This is a genomic window from Paenibacillus shunpengii, from assembly GCF_042684905.1.
Taxonomy (GTDB): domain Bacteria; phylum Bacillota; class Bacilli; order Paenibacillales; family Paenibacillaceae; genus Paenibacillus; species Paenibacillus shunpengii.
Window position 1 is genome coordinate 2,872,044 of the sequence record NZ_JBHUMJ010000002.1, and the last position, 17,992, is coordinate 2,890,035.

Consider the following 17,992-nt stretch of genomic DNA (forward strand, 5'->3'; position numbering starts at 1 on the left):
ATGAACGCTTACTTTTTGTAAAAGATAAGCTGATACCTGTGATAGGAGGTCTGTTTATACAGATGAGTTATCAGGTGAAAGTTGACGTTTCTCCCATTTACGAGCTGCTGAACAGCTTTATGGTCTATGTGACGAGAAGATGGGTTCGCAGTCTTGATCTCGGTCCAGAATGGATTGAGAACATAGACAGCACACTAAGCTTGGATGTACGGGATTCCATTAGAGCTGCCGCTGCATGGCCTTTCAGCGATTATGATGTGCTTTTTGCATGGACAGCGCTGCGAGAGCAGACGAGCGAGGTGCAGCCATTCCTTGAAGAAATGTCTGACAGACCGATTGAGGAGCTCTTTCATATCGTTCGTTCCGTGCTTCCAAGCCTGACGATTGAAGAAGCTTCCCGTATTCGTGATCATTACATTCCCCTGCTTCAGCTATGGGACAAGCATTATTATCAATCGCTCCTTCCTGAATACCGGAAGCTAATAGAGGAAGACAGCTCAGAGAAAGAACTGCTATTGACCAAGATGAGTCCTGACCGACTGGTTGACTATGCAACAGCAGGCCTTATCGTGGAAGACATACCAGGGTTAAAAAAAATTATATTGTTTCCCACCGTTCATAACAGGCCGATTAATATGTATTGCTTCTATGAGGGTATGCTGCTAATCCAGTATCCGGTTGATGTGCCTGAAGAACGTGATGATGAACCGCCTGTCAGCTTGCTGAGACTTACCGAAGCCATTTCTGATCCTGAGAGACTGCGCTTGCTTCGTTATATATCCAATCAGCCTAAATCCATTAAACAGATGTCCAGTGAGCTCGGTCAGTCTGAAGAATTCCTTCGTCCCCATCTCATGGCTCTTCGTGTATCCGGCTTGCTGCAAACCCACTTAGGTGAGGACCAAAGTGAAAAATATAGCCTTAGAACCGACGGACTATCAGAGCTTAACATGTATCTGGAAGCTTACATTCAAATATGACAACGTTAGATCAGCAAGGAGTGAAAATAATGAAATCCTACGTACCGCAGCAGATTATATTTGATCTTGACGATACACTCATACACTGCAACAAATACTTCAATTTAACGCTCGGTGCGTTTTACGAACTCATGCAGGAATGGTTTTGCGATTACAACATTACGATTGATGAAGTGAGATCGAAGCAAATAGAGATCGATGTGTCCGGGGTTAAAATTTTCGGCTTCGCTTCCCAGCACTTTCCACAATCCCTGATTGATACATACGTATTTTTCTCCAAAAAAGTTCACAGAGCCATTGACCAGGATGAACAGGCCCAGCTCCAATCGCTTGGTATGAGCGTATACGAACAGGAGGTTGAAGCTTATCCTGGCATGGTAGAAACGCTGGAGCTGCTCCGTGACCAGGGTCATACGCTCCATCTGTATACAGGTGGAGAGCGTATGATCCAACAGCGCAAAATCGACCAAATGAAGCTTGGCGAGTACTTTGATGATCGAATCTACATTACGAAGCACAAAAATATCGAGGCACTCGAAGCCATCATGCAGAAGGGGAATTTTGACCGCTCCGTCACCTGGATGATTGGCAACTCGCTGCGTACGGATATTGAGCCTGCAATATCTGCAGGAATCCATGCAATCTACATCGAGCAGGACGTGGAATGGCAATATAACGTAATTCAGCTGAACAAGCCGGACAATTATTCCTTATACACGATCAAGAAGCTGGTCGATGTTCCTGATGTAATTCAAGGATACTTATCCGGTCTGCAAAATTAAGGCGTAATTTAAAAAAGAACTGTCCTCTCCCATTCAAGATTGCTGTTTGGGGAGTGAGACAGTTCTTTTTGTAATGTGGGTTAGGTACTCGTTTGATCCGGGATCAACTGCGTCTACTCACGCTCTAGCGTCAACTTCCCAGATGCTGCGTCTGCCAGTACCACTCTGGCTTTATTGACAGCTCCTGTACTTGTCTTGAATGATAGCAGCTGTGTCTTGCCTTTGGATAGTAATGACTCAAGCATCTTCTCTGAGATTTGTTTGCCGGCAAAATCCTTCCATATGACAAATCCGCAGCCTTGCTTGAAATGACTGCAGCCATATCCTTTCCGGCCTTCAATGATCGTCCCGCCGCAGCCCGGGCGCGGGCAGCTGCCGAGTGCGGTGCGCCTACTAGAAGTCTTGGCTGTAGTCGTTGTGCGGGTTGCCGAAGGAGCATTTGGAGTAGTCGATACTCGGGAAGCTGAACTTCCTTTGGATGTAGAGGAAGTATTCGACGTAGACATTTTACTCGAACCAGCTGATGCTGACACGCTTGTCCCTCGCTTGGTGCCCTTAGTGCTGCGGCTTCCTCTGCCTCTCTTCTTCATATCCTCATCACCAAAAGCGTCCTTTGCTGCAGGCTGCTGAACACGGACCTTCTCAATAATGGAGATCGTGAACCGTTTAACATTGTCCATGAACTTGTCCTGTGCAGCCTCGCCCTTGGATATTTGATTCAGCCTGCGCTCCCATTGTCCTGTCATTTCGGGAGAAGCGAGCAGATCGACTCCTGCACTGCGTATTAATTCTATAGCGGTGCGTCCTTTTTGCGTAATCGTCATCTTCTTGCCCGTCAGCTGGATGTAACCAACCTGTTTAAGCCGTTCAATAGTCGCCGCTCTTGTCGCTGGTGTTCCCAGACCTGCATCCTTCATTGCATCTCGAAGCTCATCATTTTCAATCTGCTTCCCTGCACTTTCCATCGCTTTCAGCAGAGTTCCTTCCGTGTAGCTCTTAGGCGGCTGGGTTTGCTTCTCCTTCATTTCGCTCTTCTTGCATGAGACCGGCTGCTCTTTGTTCAGATGGAAAGGTTCAGACGTATGCTCCTCCTGCTCCTCATCTTCCCCGTCTTTCTTACTGCGGCGCTTCTTGGCAGCGGTATCCTCGGGTGGCAGAACAACCTTCCAGCCTAAGGAGAGCAGCTCCTTCACATTCGTTTTGAAGGTCTCTTTTTCCACTTCCGTAAACACGGTATGCTGCTTATACTCTGCCGGAGGATAGAAATGGGATAGAAAACGGCGCACGATCAGATCATAAATCTGATTCTCATCCTTACTTAAGGAGCCTGCTTTTTTAAGTGTTGGCAAAATCGCGTGATGATCCTCGACCCGCTGCGGATTGCAGACGCTTCGATTACCTTTGTGCACGAGTGAAGGATTCGCTTCTCCCGCCAGCTCGGCGTATGGCCCATTTTTTAGAAGCTGAAGTGTCTTCTGCATGCCATCAATATTTTGCTCGGTCACATAATTCGAATTCGTCCGCGGGTAAGAAATAACCTTGTGCTTCTCATACAATGCCTGGGCAATATCCAATGTTTTTTTGGCAGGAAAACCAAACTTGGCGTTAGCCTCTCGCTGCAATAGCGTTAGGTCATACAGCTTAAACGGATATTCCTTCGTATTCTTCACATCGTATTTGGCAATGCGACCCGGCTTACCCTTGACCTTGTCCGCTATATTCTGGGCTATTTCACTCGACGTCAGCCGATCTCCTTGCCATACCCCTCGATACTCCGTCTTGTCCTGCTTGAAGGTGGCTGCGACTTCGTAGTAAGTCTGCGAGTCAAAGGCTTCAATTTCCTTCTCCCGGTCATAAATAAGGGCAAGAACAGGAGTTTGTACTCTGCCGACGGACAGAAGAGCATTATGTCTAGTGGTAAAGGCTCTGGATGCATTCATCCCAATCAGCCAATCTGCCTCGCTCCGTGCTCTTGCCGCTTCCGTCAAATGATAGAAATCCGACGCGTCATGCAGCTGGTCGAAGCCGCGTTTAATGCTCTCTGCGGTCAAATCCGAAATCCATAGCCGCTTAACAGGCTGGTTCAGCTTAAGCTGCTGCTGAATGAGGTCGAATATATACTGACCCTCACGCCCTGCATCACACGCATTGATGATCAGATTCGCCCTTCGCGCGAGCTCCCCAATGGTTTTGAGCTGATCCTTCGTCTTCGGATTCGGTACAATCTTGAATCGATCCGGTATGATGGGCAGATCATCTATACTCCATCTCTTATACTTGGAGTCATATGCCTCCGGCTGAGCCAGTCCCAGCAGATGGCCAATCGCCCAAGTAATGATGTACCTTTCTCCCTCCAGATACGTTCGGTTGTTTTTGGCACGCGGTTCCACCACGGCTGCTATCGTTCGTCCCATGTCGGGCTTTTCCGCGATAATGAGCGTCTTCATCCGTCCGTTCCTCCCTAATTTAGCCCTGTACGAGCCAAAAAGGAGCTTCCCTCATATTTTGACGGAAGCTCCTTGCTTCTAAGTAACCTCATTATAGCAGAAAACTTGATGTTTCGTAAGTTTCAAGCATGATTGCTGTATGGCGCCGTTCCGTGAACGAATGGGTCTGCTGGACGCCAGTTGCCCGCTGCGCTCCCTCAGCCCCATTTCGTTCCCTACACTGTACATACAGCTGAACAACTTTTCAAAAAACGAGAACATCAAGTTAAGAGTGGGAGAAGCAAAAACCCCTATGAACCTGGGAAAGGTTCGATAGGGGCTGATATGATGATAAAGATAATAGCAATATCTCTGTTACAAAGTTATAAATTATACAAGAACAGTGGAGCCCATCAGGTACTTATCCACTTCACGAGCGGCTTCGCGTCCCTCGTTAATTGCCCATACGACAAGGCTTTGTCCACGTCTCATGTCACCTGCTGCAAATACTTTATCGACATTCGTCGTATATTTGCCATAGCGGGCTTTGACATTCGAACGCCGAGTCGTTTCCAGTCCGAGCTGCTGAGGAATCGTTTGCTCCGGTCCATCAAAACCAATGGCGATAAAAGCGAGATCCGCTTCAAAGACGCGCTCCGTGCCTTCGATCGGCTGGTAGATTTTGCGGCCTGTTTCATCGACGATACGCTGAATTTGTACGGTATGCAGCTCCTTCAGGTTACCCTTCTCGTCACCGACAAATTTGGTTGTCATGATGGAGAATTCACGCGGATCGTTGCCAAATACGGCTTTTGCTTCTTCTTGAGCATAATCGAGCGTGTACACGTTAGGGAATTGCGGCCAAGGATTCGTAATCGGATCACGTTCAAGCGGTGCCTTATCATGAGTACCGAATTGAGTCACGCTTTTGGCGCCATGACGCAGTGAAGTGGCAACGCAGTCAGATCCCGTATCGCCGCCGCCAATGACGATGACCTTCTTGCCTTCTGCAGAAATATAGTTCCCGTCGGCAAGATTGGAATCCAGGTAGCTCTTGATCGTTCCATTCAAGAAGTCCATCGCATAATGTACACCATTAAGCTCGCTTCCTTCAATATTGAACTCCCGCGGCTTCGTCGCTCCTCCGCACAATACAACGGCATCATACTGCTCCGTAAGCTCCTGGGAAGAGATATCCTTACCAATCTCCGTATTCGTAATGAACGTAATACCTTCTGCTTTTAGCAGATTCACACGGCGTTCTACAACACCTTTATCCAGCTTCATGCTAGGAATACCATAAGTCAACAGTCCGCCGACGCGATCGGCACGCTCATAGACCGTCACGAAATGCCCGGCTTTGTTCAGCTGTGCAGCTGCTGCAAGTCCCGCAGGACCTGATCCAACGACTGCTACACGTTTGCCCGTCCGTTTTTCAGGCGGATTCGGAACGACCCAGCCTTCTTCAAATCCTTTTTCAATAATAGCTTCCTCTATCGTCTTGATCGTTACAGGCTGACCAATCAAGCCCACCGTACAAGAACCTTCGCAAGGGGCAGGGCACACTCGACCCGTAAACTCAGGGAAATTGTTCGTCTTATGCAAACGGTCAAGCGCTTCCTTCCAGAGACCACGGTAAACAAGATTGTTCCATTCAGGGATCAGGTTGTGCACCGGGCAGCCTGAAGTTCCCCCGATCATATCGATTCCGGTGTGACAGTAAGGTGTTCCGCAATCCATGCATCGTGCACCTTGAGTACGGAGTTCTTCTTCTGACATGTGCTTGTGGAATTCCTCCCAGTCCTTAATCCGCTCTTCGGGAGGTCTGTCAGCCGGCAGCTGTCTTTTATACTCCATAAATCCTGTAGGTGTAGACATGTTACAATTTCCCCCATCCATTCTCATCTGCATCAACGATACGGGCTATCCTATAAAATCCGAACAATAGCGCTATAGTTGACAGTTCGTGTAGAGTTTTTGACTATTGTATCACAAAAAAGCATAATTTGTACTTATCGGAATAACGAATTTTTAATCCTTATGTACAAACAGCTATTATCCCTATCATAGAACAACATTCAGAAACTCACCTAAATCTATATTTCAACTATAGTAGCACCCGCAAATCCTGATGTTAAATGGACTATGCGCACAATAATTTGTATTATTCATCACAAATCGCGTCAACTTATGATCGATTTTATTTATCAGGGTTTTCACAAAAAGTGTTTGTACCAACTTACCACTTAAGCTGTTCACACGATTTTTCTATAAAATTGGAACGAAAACTCATATGGATTTTTCTCATCTTTCTCACCTTGGATCTCTTCCGTCAAATCCCACTTATCCCAGTTGATATCGGGCATGTAGGTGTCTCCATCGATCGTTTCACGAATTCGGGTGACGATGAGCTGATCTGCATAAGGTAGAAACTCCTCATATACCTTGGCACCGCCAATGACGAACAATTCCTCTTCTTTCGCAAGCTCAACACCCTCCATAACCGAATGAATCACTTCAGCGCCCGGAAGCTCCAGCGCTTGACGAGTAAGCACAACATTTCGGCGATTAGGCAGTGCTCTGCCCCTAAGGGATTCCCAGGTTTTACGGCCCATAATGATGGTGTGCCCAGTGGTCTGTGCTTTGAAAAAATCCATATCCTTCGGAAGCCGCCAAGGCATGCCATTGTCCCTGCCAATTACACCGTTAGCGCTCATCGCCCATATCATCGTAATTCCCATGGTACACCTCCTATTCTAATCAGACAGATACCTGTGCCTTAATGGCCGGATGATGCTCATAATTCTCAAACTCAAAATCTTCATATTTATAGTCGAAGATAGAATCCGGCTTGCGTTTAATAACAAGCGTCGGCAATGGGTACGGCTCACGCGCCAGCTGAGTGTTCACTTGCTCCAGGTGGTTCAGATAGATATGAACATCTCCACCAGACCATACAAAGTCGCCGACTTCGAGGTCACATTGCTGTGCGACCATATGTGTCAGAAGTGCATAGCTTGCAATATTAAATGGAAGTCCCAGGAAGGTATCAACCGAACGCATCGTTAACATACAGGACAGCTTGCCTCCGGCTACATAGAATTGAAACACAAAATGGCACGGTGGCAGCTTCATATGCTCAATCTCGGCTACGTTCCAGGCACTGACAATATGTCTTCTGGAATCCGGATTGTTTTTAATTGAATCAATGACATTCGCAATCTGGTCAATAAACTGTCCTTCTGGAGTCTCCCAAGCCCTCCATTGTGAACCATATACAGGTCCCAAATCTCCATTCTCATCGGCCCATTCATCCCAGATCCGAACTCCGTTTTCTTTGAGATATCGGATATTCGTATCCCCACTAATAAACCATAGCAGCTCATGGATGACAGATTTAAGATGAATACGCTTGGTGGTAACAAGCGGAAATCCCTTCGACAGGTCAAACCGAAGTTGACGTCCAAAGACAGAGATCGTGCCGGTTCCGGTGCGATCTTCTTTTTTAACTCCATGCTCTAAAATATCTCTAAGCAGCTCTTGATAGTCCTTCACAACAAACCTTGCCCCTTTCTGAGTAACCATTCCATAAGTATAGAAGTTCAATATGTGATGTCATTTATATCATAGTAAAAACACTAGAATCTATTTCATAAAGCAGCTAAAGGTATTATGAATTGGATTCACTATTTTAACAGTTTACCATGTGGAACATGGTCAGTCAGCAGAAAAAAAGAGGCAAAGAGAACGAATGGCTCTCTTGCCTCCAAATCAATGCATGCTGTTTAATGAATGAAACTTTAGTGTGACTAATTAACGTACCATTGTGTGGATTGGATGACCCAGTACCACTTCAGATGCTTCCATTACGATTTCACCAAGTGTTGGATGCGCGTGAATCGTCAAGGAAATATCCTCAAGCGTAGCACCCATCTCAATCGCAAGACCGATTTCAGCAATCAGGTTTGAAGCTTCCAGACCAACGATTTGTCCGCCCAGTACAAGACCTGTTTCTTCGTCAGCAACCAGCTTCACGAAGCCTTCAGGATGTCCAAGGGAAACGGCACGACCGTTACCTGCATAAGAGAATTTACCGGATTTAACTTTGTATCCTTTCTCTTTTGCTTCTTTTTCAGTGTAACCCACGCTGGAGCACTCAGGATCCGTGAACACAACTGCTGGCATTACTTTATAATCAACAACAGACGGCATTCCTGCGATAACTTCTGCTGCTACTTTACCTTCGTAAGAAGCTTTGTGTGCAAGTGCAAGACCTGCAACGATGTCGCCGATTGCGAAGATGTGCTTATGGTTCGTACGACCTTGGTTGTCAACTTTAACGAAGCCGCGCTCGTCTGTTTCAACACCGATCAGATCCAGGCCAAGCTCACCATCTGTATTAGGACGACGTCCTACAGTTACGAGCAGGTAGTCAGCTGTAATTTCTTTGCTTTCGCCGTTTACGCTGTATTTAACAGTAACATCTTTGTCCGTTTGCTCAGCACTTTCTGCTTTTGCATTCGTTACGATTTCGATGCCTGTTTTCTTCATGTTCTTCGCAACAAGCGTAGTCATGTCTTTGTCAAATCCAGGAAGCACTGTATCCATACCTTCGATGATGGTTACTTTCGTTCCGAATTTGGAGTACATTTGACCAAGCTCAGCACCAATGTAGCCGCCGCCGATAACGATCATGCTTCCAGGTACTTCTTGCAGGTTCAGAGCTTCTGTTGAGGACAGAATGCGTCCGCCAAACGGGAATGGCTTCAGTTCGATTGGACGGGAACCTGTTGCAATGATTGCATTTTTGAAACGGTAACGCGGAGATTCATGATCATTGAATACACGCGCTTCGTTTTCGTTAATGAACATGCACTCACCGTTGAATATTTCAACTTTGTTGCCTTTAAGAAGGGAGCTTACGCCGCCAGTCATCTTTTTAACAACGCCGTTTTTGAATTCTTGAGTTTTTGCAAAGTCCACTGTTACATTCTCAGCAGTTACACCGAATTGATCCGCGTGTTTTGCATTCTCAAATGCATGTGCTGCAGAGATCAAAGCTTTGGAAGGAATACAACCGCGGTTCAGACACACACCGCCAAGCTCGGATTTGTCAACGATAAGCACTTTTTGTCCAAGCTGTGCCGCACGAATTGCAGCAACATAACCACCAGGGCCAGCACCAATGACTAGAGTATCAATATCGAGAGAAGCGTCTCCTACTACCATGTTTTTATACCTCCATTACCAGCAGCTCGGGATTAGCGAGCAGGGATTTAATGTAGTTCATAAAGTTTTGAGCTGTTGCACCATCGATAATACGGTGGTCGAAGCTTAGGGACAGAGCCATAACTGGAGCTGCTACCACTTGACCGTCTTTAACTACCGCTTTTTCACTGATACGTCCAGTTCCGAGAATTGCAACTTCAGGGAAGTTAATGATCGGAGTGAAGAACATACCGCCTGCGGAACCAATGTTCGTGATGGAAATTGTGCTGCCCTTCATTTCGTTAGGGGACAGTTTGCCATCACGGCCGCGGGAAGCAAGATCACGGATGCTGTCCGCGATCATCCAGATGCTCTTACGATCTGCGTCATGGATAACAGGTACGATCAGACCGTTGTCTGTATCTGTAGCGATACCGATGTTGTAGTATTTTTTGTAAACAATTTCGTTAGCTTGCTCGTCGATCATTGCGTTCATTACAGGGAACTCGCGAGTAGCTGCAATAAGTGCTTTGACGATGAATGGCAAGTAAGTTACTTTTGTACCTTTTTTCTCAGCGATTGGCTTCATGCGAGTACGGAAAGCAACCAGCTCAGTTACATCCACTTCGTCCATGATTGTAACGTGTGGTGCTGTGTATGCAGATTTAACCATCGCATTGGAAATAGCTTTACGGATACCTTTGAATGGTACACGCTCTTCTTCAGCACGAGCATTCGCTGCTGCTGCCGGTGCGCTAGCTGCTTCTTTCGTTTCTTCAGCTGCAGATGCTGCTGGTGCAGAAGCTGCTTGACCGCCGCCATTTTTGAATGCTTCAACATCTTCTTTCGTTACTTTACCGTTGTTGCCAGTACCTGTAACTTCAGCGATGTTAACGCCTTGCTCACGAGCAAATTTGCGAACGCTTGGAGTTGCCAGAACTTCTTTTGCAGATGCAGAAGATACTTCTTTCTCTCCGCCTTCTTTTGCTTCGCTTGGGCTGCTTGCTGCAGGAGAAGAAGTTGTATCAGCTCCGCCTTTAGCTGCGTCAGCTTCTTGAGATGCTTGCTCTTCTTCCTCTTGTTCAGGAATATCGCCTTCTGCATCAATTACAGCCACAACAGCACCTACAGTGAAGATGTCGCCGTCTTTAGCGAATACTTCTTGTACTGTACCGTTAACTGGACAAGGAACTTCTACGACTGCCTTGTCATTTTGTACTTCCATGATGATATCGTCGTCAGTTACTTTATCACCTGGTTTGATGTGCATTTTGATGATCTCGCCTTCGTGAAGACCTTCACCGAGCTCAGGGAACTTGTAATTAAATTTTGCCACTTGTATTACCTCCTACTTTAGATGACTACATAGAAGAACTGTACATAAGGAGCTGATACTTCAGCTCCTTATGCTGTTTAGGACGAACGATTCGTCCATTCGTTCATCTAATTATTAGAATTCGAGTACTTTGTTAACCGCATCAATTACGCGATTAGGAGTTGGGAGCCAAGAGTCCTCAATTTGAGCGAATGCATAAACCGTGTCAGGAGCAGCCACACGAAGTACAGGTGCTTCCAGGTGCAGGATCGCTTTTTCATTGATTTGGGCAATGACTTCAGCTGCTACGCCGGAGCTCTTTTGAGCTTCTTGAACCACGATAGCACGGTTTGTTTTCTTAACGGACTCAAGGATGGTATCGATGTCGATCGGGCTGATCGTACGAAGATCGATAACTTCTGCCTTGATTCCTTTTGTTTTTTCCAGTTCTTCAGCTGCTTTAACAGAAGTGTGAACCATCATACCGTAAGCGATAATCGTTACGTCAGAACCTTCACGTACCACGTTCGCTTTACCAAGCTCTACTGTGTAATCTTCTTCTGGAACTTCTGCACGGAAAGCATGGTACAGGTTCAAGTGCTCCATGAAGAATACTGGATCGTTATCACGGATAGACGCAATCAGAAGACCTTTTGCATCATAAGGGTTAGAAGGAACTACTACTTTAATACCCGGTGTTTGCGTGAGCAAACCCTCGAGGGAGTCTGTGTGAAGCTCAGCTGCTTTTACGCCGCCGCCGAAAGGTGTACGGAACACGATCGGGGAGTTGTAGCGGCCGCCGGAGCGGTAACGCATACGTGCAGCTTGAACCGCCATTTGGTCAAGTGCTTCAAAAATAAAACCTACGAATTGGATCTCTGCAACTGGACGGAAGCCCGTCACACCAAGACCTACTGCCAGACCACCGATAGCGGACTCTGCAAGGGGTGTATCAAATACGCGCTCTTCGCCGAATTCTTTTTGCAAACCTTCCGTCGCACGGAATACACCGCCGACATTACCCACGTCTTCACCGAAAATCAAGACATTCGGATCGCGTTTAAGCTCGACGCGCATGGCGTCGCGGATTGCTTCTTTCATGTTCATTTGTGCCATTGCTTCATATCCTCCTTAAACATTTAACAGTTCGTGCCTATATGAGTTCCGGGTCAGCGGAACGATTACTTACACCAAAGTTTTATTGAAAATCAGCTTTTTGCTCTTCCAGATGTTTTGGAGTATGCTCGAACATGCTGTCAATCAAGCCAGGGATTGTCATTTTTTCTGTTTTCTCAGCGCGTTTGATTTCATCATTCACTTTCGCTTTCGCTTCATCTTTCACGCGAGCTGTATCTTCTTCAGTCCAGAGACCTTTTTTCTCCAGGTACTTAGCAAGGCGATTGATTGGATCTTTTTCGTTCCACTCGCCTTCTTCGTCTTTTGTACGATATTTGGAAGCATCGTCAGACAGGGAATGCGGACGGTAGCGGTAAGTCACTGCTTCAATCAAAGTAGCGCCTTCTCCATTGCGAGCACGTTCAGCAGCTTCTCTAACAGCGGTGATTACTGCAAATACGTCCATTCCGTCAACTTTGATGCCTTTGATACCAGCTGCTACTGCTTTATGTGCAATAGACAGAGCTGCAGTTTGTTTGGAGAAAGGTGTTGTGATGGCATAGCCATTGTTTTGTACGAAGAAAATAACCGGCAGCTTGAAACGACCTGCATAGTTCAGACCTTCGTAGAAGTCACCTTCAGAAGAACCGCCGTCACCCGTGTAAGTGATCGCAACGTTCTTTTGGTTTTTCAGTTTAAAGCCCATAGCAATACCCATCGCATGCAAAATTTGAGCACCGATGATGATTTGCGGCATCATAACGTTTACGCCGTCAGGAATTTGACCACCATGTTGATGTCCACGGGAGTACAAGAAGGCTTGATACAGCGGAAGACCGTGCCATACAAGCTGCGGAATGTCGCGGTAGCCAGGTACTACGTAATCTTCTTTCTCAATGGCAAACTCACTGCCGATCATGGAAGCTTCTTGACCGGATACTGGAGCGTAGAATCCAAGACGCCCTTGGCGGCCCAGGTTAACTGCGCGGTCGTCCCAAGTACGTGTAAATACCATACGGTACATAATTTCTTTCAATTGATCATCGGACAGCTCAGGCATTTTGTCTTTGTTAACGATTTCACCGTCAGGAGACAATACGGAGAGAGCCTCTACATCCTCTGTATAAACTTCATAAGGAACCTTGCTCATTTTTTTCTTCACCTCAACAAAAAATTTGAATATCAAGTTCCGCTGTTATAGAATTATTATACACCTGTTTTGTCACATACGTCAAAGATAAACGTTGATTTTTTCAAGTTTTTCTTTTGTTTGTATGTATAACAGTTGTTTTATATTAGTATAACAGTTGTGGAAAAAACCTGTTGCTTGTACTAGCCGAGCAACTAGGGTTAATCTTATCTTATTGTTAAAACGAATGCAAAACATAGACGAAGAAAGGTGACGATTTATGACGGATTCTCGCTATTTGAAACGAACCATCCTGAAGGATGAAATTGAAAGCCGGTTTTTAAACGCAAAAAGAAATCTCCGGATCTACCTCCCGCCGGGCTACAATGAAGTATTAAGCTATCCTGTCGTCTACTGTCAGGACGGTGAGGAGTTTTTCAACTTCGGCCGTATAGCTACTACCGCCAATCGTTTGATCTTAGATGAAGGTGTAGAGCCTTTTATCATTGTCGGCGTTGAAGTTGACATAAAAACTCGTACTCAGGAGTATGCCCCTTTTGGAGAACAATTTGAGGCTTACACTTCTGCCTTTGCGAAAGAAATCATTCCCTATATCGAGCAAAAATATCCGGTTCGGCGTACAAAAGAGGAAAGAATTCTTGCCGGGGACTCTCTCGGCGGCAGTGTTTCGCTTCACATTGCGCTTATGTATTCAGAAATGTTCAGCAAGGTTATCAGCTTGTCCGGTGCCTTTTACCCCGAATCCCAAGAGCTGTATGCACAGTCCACCGATCTGTCATGGCTCAGCATCTGGATGATCGTGGGACTGCAAGAAGATCGCTTCGAGACGGATCATGGCATCTTCAACTTCGTAGAAATGAATCAGGATACTCGTGAGTTGTTAGAAGAGCGTGGTGCAAAAGTGAAGTATACAGAGAAAGACGGCCGCCATCAGTGGGGCTTCTGGCAAAATGAGCTGCCCGACGCGCTCGAATACTTCCTCGATAAACAATAATACATTCACTTCGGGTATGGGGATGAAGTAGTTCACAGCAGCTGTTCTAAACAGATTTAGCTCGGCAGGAGCTCTTCGTCCTCTCCGATTTGCACATAATCTTTGTTAACGTTTACATTCCAGGTTCTATCATACACCAATTGTTGACACAAAAAAACCGGCTCTGCCTTGAGCCGGCCTGTTTTTATTTCAACTTCTCTGTCGTTATTCTATCGAGCAGCACGTCGCTCCCCAAATCAATCAGTCTATGCACCTCATCAAAATTACCCGTGTAGTATGGATCTGGCACCTCTCTATGCGGTTCATCAGGAAGTAGATCCATGAATTTTAATATGTTCGCTTGTTCTGCACCGGGTAATTTACGGACATTTCGCTCATTCGAGTTATCCATGCACACGATATAATCGAAGGAACCGAAGTCGCTGTTTGTAACCTGTCTTGCGGTCATCCCTTCAAAACTAACCGAATGCAGATTTAAAATCTTTTGTGTCCCTTCATGAGGAGGCTTTCCAATATGCCAGTCCCCTGTTCCAGCAGAATCTACGAGAATGTGTTTCTCTAAATTTCTCTCTTTTACTTTGTGGCGAAAAATAGCCTCCGCCATCGGAGATCTGCAAATGTTGCCTAAGCATACGAATAATACACGAATCATTTCTTGCACTCTTCCCTTCTTCCACGCTATACAACAAATATATTATTTATTCATAGTGTGCTGCTTACTTGGTGTAACCGGAGCTTCATTCTCAACCGTCTGCAGCGTACGCTTCGGCAGCCTCCATCGATAGTGGACAGACAGCATACGGAAGAAGACAACCACACTAAACAAAATGAGTAAACTTACTGTATCTTCCGCAATATGAAGTCCAATCATCAAGCCGGCAAGAATAGCCCACACTGCATAAATTTCATCTCTGAGCACCAGCGGCTTGCGTCCAGCCAGCAGATCTCTAATAATTCCGCCGCCAATCCCTGTTAACACTGCTGCAACAATCACCGCACTGATCGGATGATTCATATCCGCAGCATAGAGTCCGCCTTGAATGGCAAATGCCGATAAGCCTATCGCGTCAAAGAACATTTCTGTCTTCTTCCAATGCCCGATCCATGAGTTTGGCAGAATAAATGCGATTGCTATCGAGAACAATGCAAGCATAATAAACGTGCCTTGACTCCACAAGGTAGTAACGGGGACACCAATCAATATATTTCGTATGACTCCGCCGCCAAATGCCGTAACCATACCGAGAACGACGACGCCTAATATATCATAATCCTCTTCCATCGCAACGAACGCCCCGGACATGGCAAAAGCAATTGTGCCTATAATACTAAAGATCTCAAACACATTCATTTCCACTTACGATCTATACCTCACTCATTAAGTCATATTCAATACTTGTATCATTGTAGTCAAGGGCGATCCATTTGTGCAACCTTTATTTGTGGACTATACTCAAAAGAATAACAAGTAGCAAGGAAGTGACCAAATGCTGAACACACGAGTTGCCATCTTTACAGGCGGGGAGCTTCATGAGGAATATATTGAGAAGCTGAATGCAGACGACATCTTAATTGGTGCCGATTACGGCGCTTGGTACTTAGTCAATCAGCAGCTCAAGCCTACGATTGCGGTTGGAGATTTTGATTCTGTATCGGAGGAGCAATATAAGCGCATTGAAGAATACAGTCACCAAGTCGTCAGGTGTGATCCCATTGATAAGGACCTGTCTGACACAGAGCTTGCTCTAAAATATGCCTACTCATTTCATCCAGCCGAAATTGTTATTTTTGGCGCAACAGGCTCGAGACTCGATCATACGCTGGCGAATATACAGATCTTATCCAAGACCCTCAAGCAAGGTGTACGCTGCAGCATCATAAACCGAAACAACCTGATTACTGCAACGGATTCTCGTATTACTTTACATAAGAGCGAATATGACTACATATCTCTAATCCCTCTAACGACTGAGGTTCGCGGTATTGATCTGGATGGCTTTATGTACCCTCTGTCAGGCGCAGTACTGTCCATCGGAGATTCACTAGGGATCAGCAATCAAATTGTAAACTCAACAGGTACGATACGCATTAAGGAAGGCATTCTGCTTGTCATTCAGAGCAAGGATTAAATATAACAACAAAAATCCATTCGATTCGGAATGGATTTTTGTTTTGTTTTACAGCTATATTGAGTCAGCCAAAATATCGATGATAAATCGTTCGTGCTTCCGCTACATCCTTCGTTCCATGAACCAGTGCTCTTCCATCCTTGAAAATGACCAGTCGAACCTTTTCTTTTAGCTGAAAAGAGACAAGAAAAGGATTCACATCAACCTTGCCTTGATCAAGACCGCGCAAACGATCGGCCGTTTCTTGCAGGTTAAGCTCTCTTCTGCGTGCAGGCCTGATCTGTACCGTATCCCTCCCACACAACACATCGGTTCGATCGGTATTTGCTGCACTTAGATAAGGATATGTTCTCTCATGCCCGCAGGAGAGGCAGCTCGGATTTTTCGCCAGATCAACACCAATCGTAGTATATTCATTGCGCCACATGTCAAAAGAAAGAAGCTTTCTTCTCAGCGCCTCATCGTTTCCGGTAAGGAGCTTGAACGCCTCAGCTGTCTGATTCGCAGTGACCATCTGGACCGCCTGCGGAAGAATTCCTGCCGTATCACATGTGTCTCCACCAAGCGGGACCTCACCCAGCAGACAATTCAGGCAAGGGGTTCTCCCAGGTAAAATGGTATATGTAATACCGTAGCTGCCGACACATCCCCCATATATCCAAGGCGTACTGTGCTTTTGGGCGATATCATTAATGATCAGACGGGTATCGAAATTATCGGTGGCATCCATGATCAGGTCCGAGCCTGTAACCAATTCTTCTAATTCCTCTGCGCCTACATCCAGAACATAAGCATCAATATGCACTTCCGAATTAATAAGCCGAAGCCGGTTCTCGGCAGCAATCGCTTTAGGAAGACGGGACATTGCATCTGCTTCACTGAACAACTGCTGTCTCTGGAGATTGCTCCATTCAACATAGTCACGGTCAGCGATCGTTATACGACCTACGCCCGAACGAACCAGCGTTTCCGCAATTCCCGTTCCAAGTGCCCCTGCTCCAACAACGACCACATGGCTGTTTTTCAGCTTCTGCTGTCCTTCTTTGCCAAATGGCGCGAACAGCTCCTGTCTCGAGTATCGATCAGGTATGGTTAACGCATTTGTGCTCAAATCCTGTCTATTCACGTATGAATCATCCCTTCCATCGGACTGCTTGCCGATGCGTAGCGTTTGACCGGGATCATTCCAGACTCGTAGGCCTTCCTTCCGGCCCATACCGCGTATTTCATCGCTTCCGCCATTTTCACAGGGTCTCCTGCTCCAGACACTGCGGAGTTCAGTAGAACGGCATCCGCCCCCAACTCCATTGCATAGGATGCATCCCGAGGAGAACGAATACCTGCATCGACGATAACAGGAACAGCCGCCTGTTCAATGATCAGCTCCAGTGCCCTCGGATTATTAAGTCCTTGTCCTGAACCTATTGGGGATGCTCCCGGCATAATCGCGTGAACACCCAGCTGCTGCAATCTCTTTGCAAGCATTACATCGTCCGAAATATATGGCAGTACAATAAACCCTTCTGCAAGCAGTGTTTCGCAGGCTGTATATGTTTCCAGCGGGTCTGGAAGTAGTGTTGTCTGATCCCCGATCACTTCTACCTTAATCATATCACATAGTCCAGAGGCTTTTGCTAGTCTGGCTATTTTCACAGCTTCCTCCGCCGTTCTTGCTCCAGCCGTATTCGGCAATAATGTATACTTGGATAAGTCGAGCTGATCCAGAAAATGCGGTTCATCCTTCTTCTCAAGATTCAGTCTGCGTACTGCAAAAGTAAGCACTTCCGTCTCGGAGATCTCAACTGCTTTACGCTGAACATGCAGATCATCAAATTTACCTGTACCTAATAACAGCCGTGAACCAAAGCTATAATTTCCAATATTAAGCATCA

Annotated in this window: 16 protein-coding genes; 4 read left to right on the forward strand and 12 right to left on the reverse strand. The window is 46.1% G+C overall.

From position 1 onward, the window contains the following. Positions 1-62 precede the first annotated feature (62 nt). Entirely contained in the window at positions 63-980 is a 918-nt protein-coding gene (locus tag ACFSVM_RS13375; protein WP_076312753.1) for an ArsR family transcriptional regulator, read from the forward strand. 29 nt (positions 981-1,009) lie between these two features. Beyond that, positions 1,010-1,762 carry an HAD family hydrolase gene (locus ACFSVM_RS13380; RefSeq protein WP_379262672.1) on the forward strand — a complete coding sequence of 251 codons (753 nt, stop codon included), beginning with the start codon at positions 1,010-1,012 and terminating at the stop codon, positions 1,760-1,762. A 113-nt stretch (positions 1,763-1,875) separates the two neighbouring features. On the opposite strand, the gene ACFSVM_RS13385 is transcribed toward ACFSVM_RS13380, so the two are convergent. From ACFSVM_RS13385 to pdhA, 8 genes are all read right to left on the reverse strand, one after another. Beyond that, a complete protein-coding gene (locus tag ACFSVM_RS13385) occupies positions 1,876-4,209 on the reverse strand; it encodes a type IA DNA topoisomerase (protein ID WP_379262674.1) in 2,334 nt (777 codons plus the stop codon). 369 nt (positions 4,210-4,578) lie between these two features. Further along, positions 4,579-6,066: a glutamate synthase subunit beta gene (locus ACFSVM_RS13390; RefSeq protein WP_076312756.1), complete on the reverse strand. Its 1,488-nt coding sequence runs from the start codon at positions 6,064-6,066 to the stop codon at positions 4,579-4,581. Positions 6,067-6,443: 377 nt separating this feature from the next. Continuing rightward, positions 6,444-6,929, reverse strand: a complete 486-nt coding sequence (locus ACFSVM_RS13395; protein ID WP_379262677.1) for a dihydrofolate reductase — start codon at positions 6,927-6,929, stop codon at positions 6,444-6,446. 19 nt (positions 6,930-6,948) lie between these two features. Then, positions 6,949-7,743, reverse strand: a complete 795-nt coding sequence (locus ACFSVM_RS13400) for a thymidylate synthase (protein WP_076312758.1) — start codon at positions 7,741-7,743, stop codon at positions 6,949-6,951. A 258-nt stretch (positions 7,744-8,001) separates the two neighbouring features. Next, positions 8,002-9,417 (reverse strand): dihydrolipoyl dehydrogenase, encoded by a 1,416-nt coding sequence (gene lpdA, locus ACFSVM_RS13405; RefSeq protein ID WP_076312759.1) that lies wholly within the window; start codon positions 9,415-9,417, stop codon positions 8,002-8,004. Between the two features lie 4 nt (positions 9,418-9,421). Next, positions 9,422-10,732: a dihydrolipoamide acetyltransferase family protein gene (locus ACFSVM_RS13410; protein WP_090724079.1), complete on the reverse strand. Its 1,311-nt coding sequence runs from the start codon at positions 10,730-10,732 to the stop codon at positions 9,422-9,424. A 114-nt stretch (positions 10,733-10,846) separates the two neighbouring features. After that, positions 10,847-11,827: an alpha-ketoacid dehydrogenase subunit beta gene (locus ACFSVM_RS13415; RefSeq protein WP_076312761.1), complete on the reverse strand. Its 981-nt coding sequence runs from the start codon at positions 11,825-11,827 to the stop codon at positions 10,847-10,849. Positions 11,828-11,909: 82 nt separating this feature from the next. After that, a complete protein-coding gene (gene pdhA / locus ACFSVM_RS13420) occupies positions 11,910-12,977 on the reverse strand; it encodes a pyruvate dehydrogenase (acetyl-transferring) E1 component subunit alpha (RefSeq protein WP_047910617.1) in 1,068 nt (355 codons plus the stop codon). A gap of 259 nt (positions 12,978-13,236) precedes the next feature. On the opposite strand from pdhA, the gene ACFSVM_RS13425 reads away from it, so the two are divergent. Continuing rightward, complete coding sequence (locus tag ACFSVM_RS13425) at positions 13,237-13,971, forward strand: alpha/beta hydrolase (RefSeq protein WP_076312762.1); 735 nt, start codon at positions 13,237-13,239, stop codon at positions 13,969-13,971. Positions 13,972-14,155: 184 nt separating this feature from the next. On the opposite strand, the gene ACFSVM_RS13430 is transcribed toward ACFSVM_RS13425, so the two are convergent. Then, positions 14,156-14,623: a low molecular weight protein-tyrosine-phosphatase gene (locus ACFSVM_RS13430; RefSeq protein WP_379262681.1), complete on the reverse strand. Its 468-nt coding sequence runs from the start codon at positions 14,621-14,623 to the stop codon at positions 14,156-14,158. 42 nt (positions 14,624-14,665) lie between these two features. Further along, a complete protein-coding gene (locus ACFSVM_RS13435; RefSeq protein WP_076313508.1) occupies positions 14,666-15,322 on the reverse strand; it encodes a trimeric intracellular cation channel family protein in 657 nt (218 codons plus the stop codon). A 136-nt stretch (positions 15,323-15,458) separates the two neighbouring features. Between ACFSVM_RS13435 and ACFSVM_RS13440 the strand changes: the two genes are divergently transcribed. After that, positions 15,459-16,100, forward strand: a complete 642-nt coding sequence (locus ACFSVM_RS13440) for a thiamine diphosphokinase (protein WP_379262683.1) — start codon at positions 15,459-15,461, stop codon at positions 16,098-16,100. A 64-nt stretch (positions 16,101-16,164) separates the two neighbouring features. On the opposite strand, the gene ACFSVM_RS13445 is transcribed toward ACFSVM_RS13440, so the two are convergent. Both ACFSVM_RS13445 and ACFSVM_RS13450 read right to left on the reverse strand, forming a co-directional pair. Continuing rightward, complete coding sequence (locus tag ACFSVM_RS13445) at positions 16,165-17,226, reverse strand: thiazole biosynthesis adenylyltransferase ThiF (RefSeq protein ID WP_379262685.1); 1,062 nt, start codon at positions 17,224-17,226, stop codon at positions 16,165-16,167. Then, positions 17,223-17,990, reverse strand: coding sequence for a thiazole synthase (locus ACFSVM_RS13450; RefSeq protein WP_076313509.1), 768 nt, complete (start codon positions 17,988-17,990; stop codon positions 17,223-17,225). Before ACFSVM_RS13450 ends, ACFSVM_RS13445 begins: the two co-directional genes overlap by 4 nt. Between the last annotated feature and the right edge of the window lie 2 nt (positions 17,991-17,992).

Bases quoted from the DNA above. Each gene is read 5' to 3' on its own strand.
- ACFSVM_RS13425 (WP_076312762.1), top strand. From the start codon at position 13,237: ATGACGGATTCTCGCTATTTGAAACGAACCATCCTGAAGGATGAAATT.
- ACFSVM_RS13450 (WP_076313509.1), bottom strand. From the start codon at position 17,990: ATGCTTAATATTGGAAATTATAGCTTTGGTTCACGGCTGTTATTAGGT.
- ACFSVM_RS13375 (WP_076312753.1), top strand. From the start codon at position 63: ATGAGTTATCAGGTGAAAGTTGACGTTTCTCCCATTTACGAGCTGCTG.
- ACFSVM_RS13430 (WP_379262681.1), bottom strand. From the start codon at position 14,623: ATGATTCGTGTATTATTCGTATGCTTAGGCAACATTTGCAGATCTCCG.
- ACFSVM_RS13435 (WP_076313508.1), bottom strand. From the start codon at position 15,322: ATGAATGTGTTTGAGATCTTTAGTATTATAGGCACAATTGCTTTTGCC.
- lpdA (WP_076312759.1), bottom strand. From the start codon at position 9,417: ATGGTAGTAGGAGACGCTTCTCTCGATATTGATACTCTAGTCATTGGT.
- pdhA (WP_047910617.1), bottom strand. From the start codon at position 12,977: ATGAGCAAGGTTCCTTATGAAGTTTATACAGAGGATGTAGAGGCTCTC.
- ACFSVM_RS13415 (WP_076312761.1), bottom strand. From the start codon at position 11,827: ATGGCACAAATGAACATGAAAGAAGCAATCCGCGACGCCATGCGCGTC.
- ACFSVM_RS13395 (WP_379262677.1), bottom strand. From the start codon at position 6,929: ATGGGAATTACGATGATATGGGCGATGAGCGCTAACGGTGTAATTGGC.
- ACFSVM_RS13385 (WP_379262674.1), bottom strand. From the start codon at position 4,209: ATGAAGACGCTCATTATCGCGGAAAAGCCCGACATGGGACGAACGATA.
- ACFSVM_RS13440 (WP_379262683.1), top strand. From the start codon at position 15,459: ATGCTGAACACACGAGTTGCCATCTTTACAGGCGGGGAGCTTCATGAG.
- ACFSVM_RS13390 (WP_076312756.1), bottom strand. From the start codon at position 6,066: ATGTCTACACCTACAGGATTTATGGAGTATAAAAGACAGCTGCCGGCT.
- ACFSVM_RS13380 (WP_379262672.1), top strand. From the start codon at position 1,010: ATGAAATCCTACGTACCGCAGCAGATTATATTTGATCTTGACGATACA.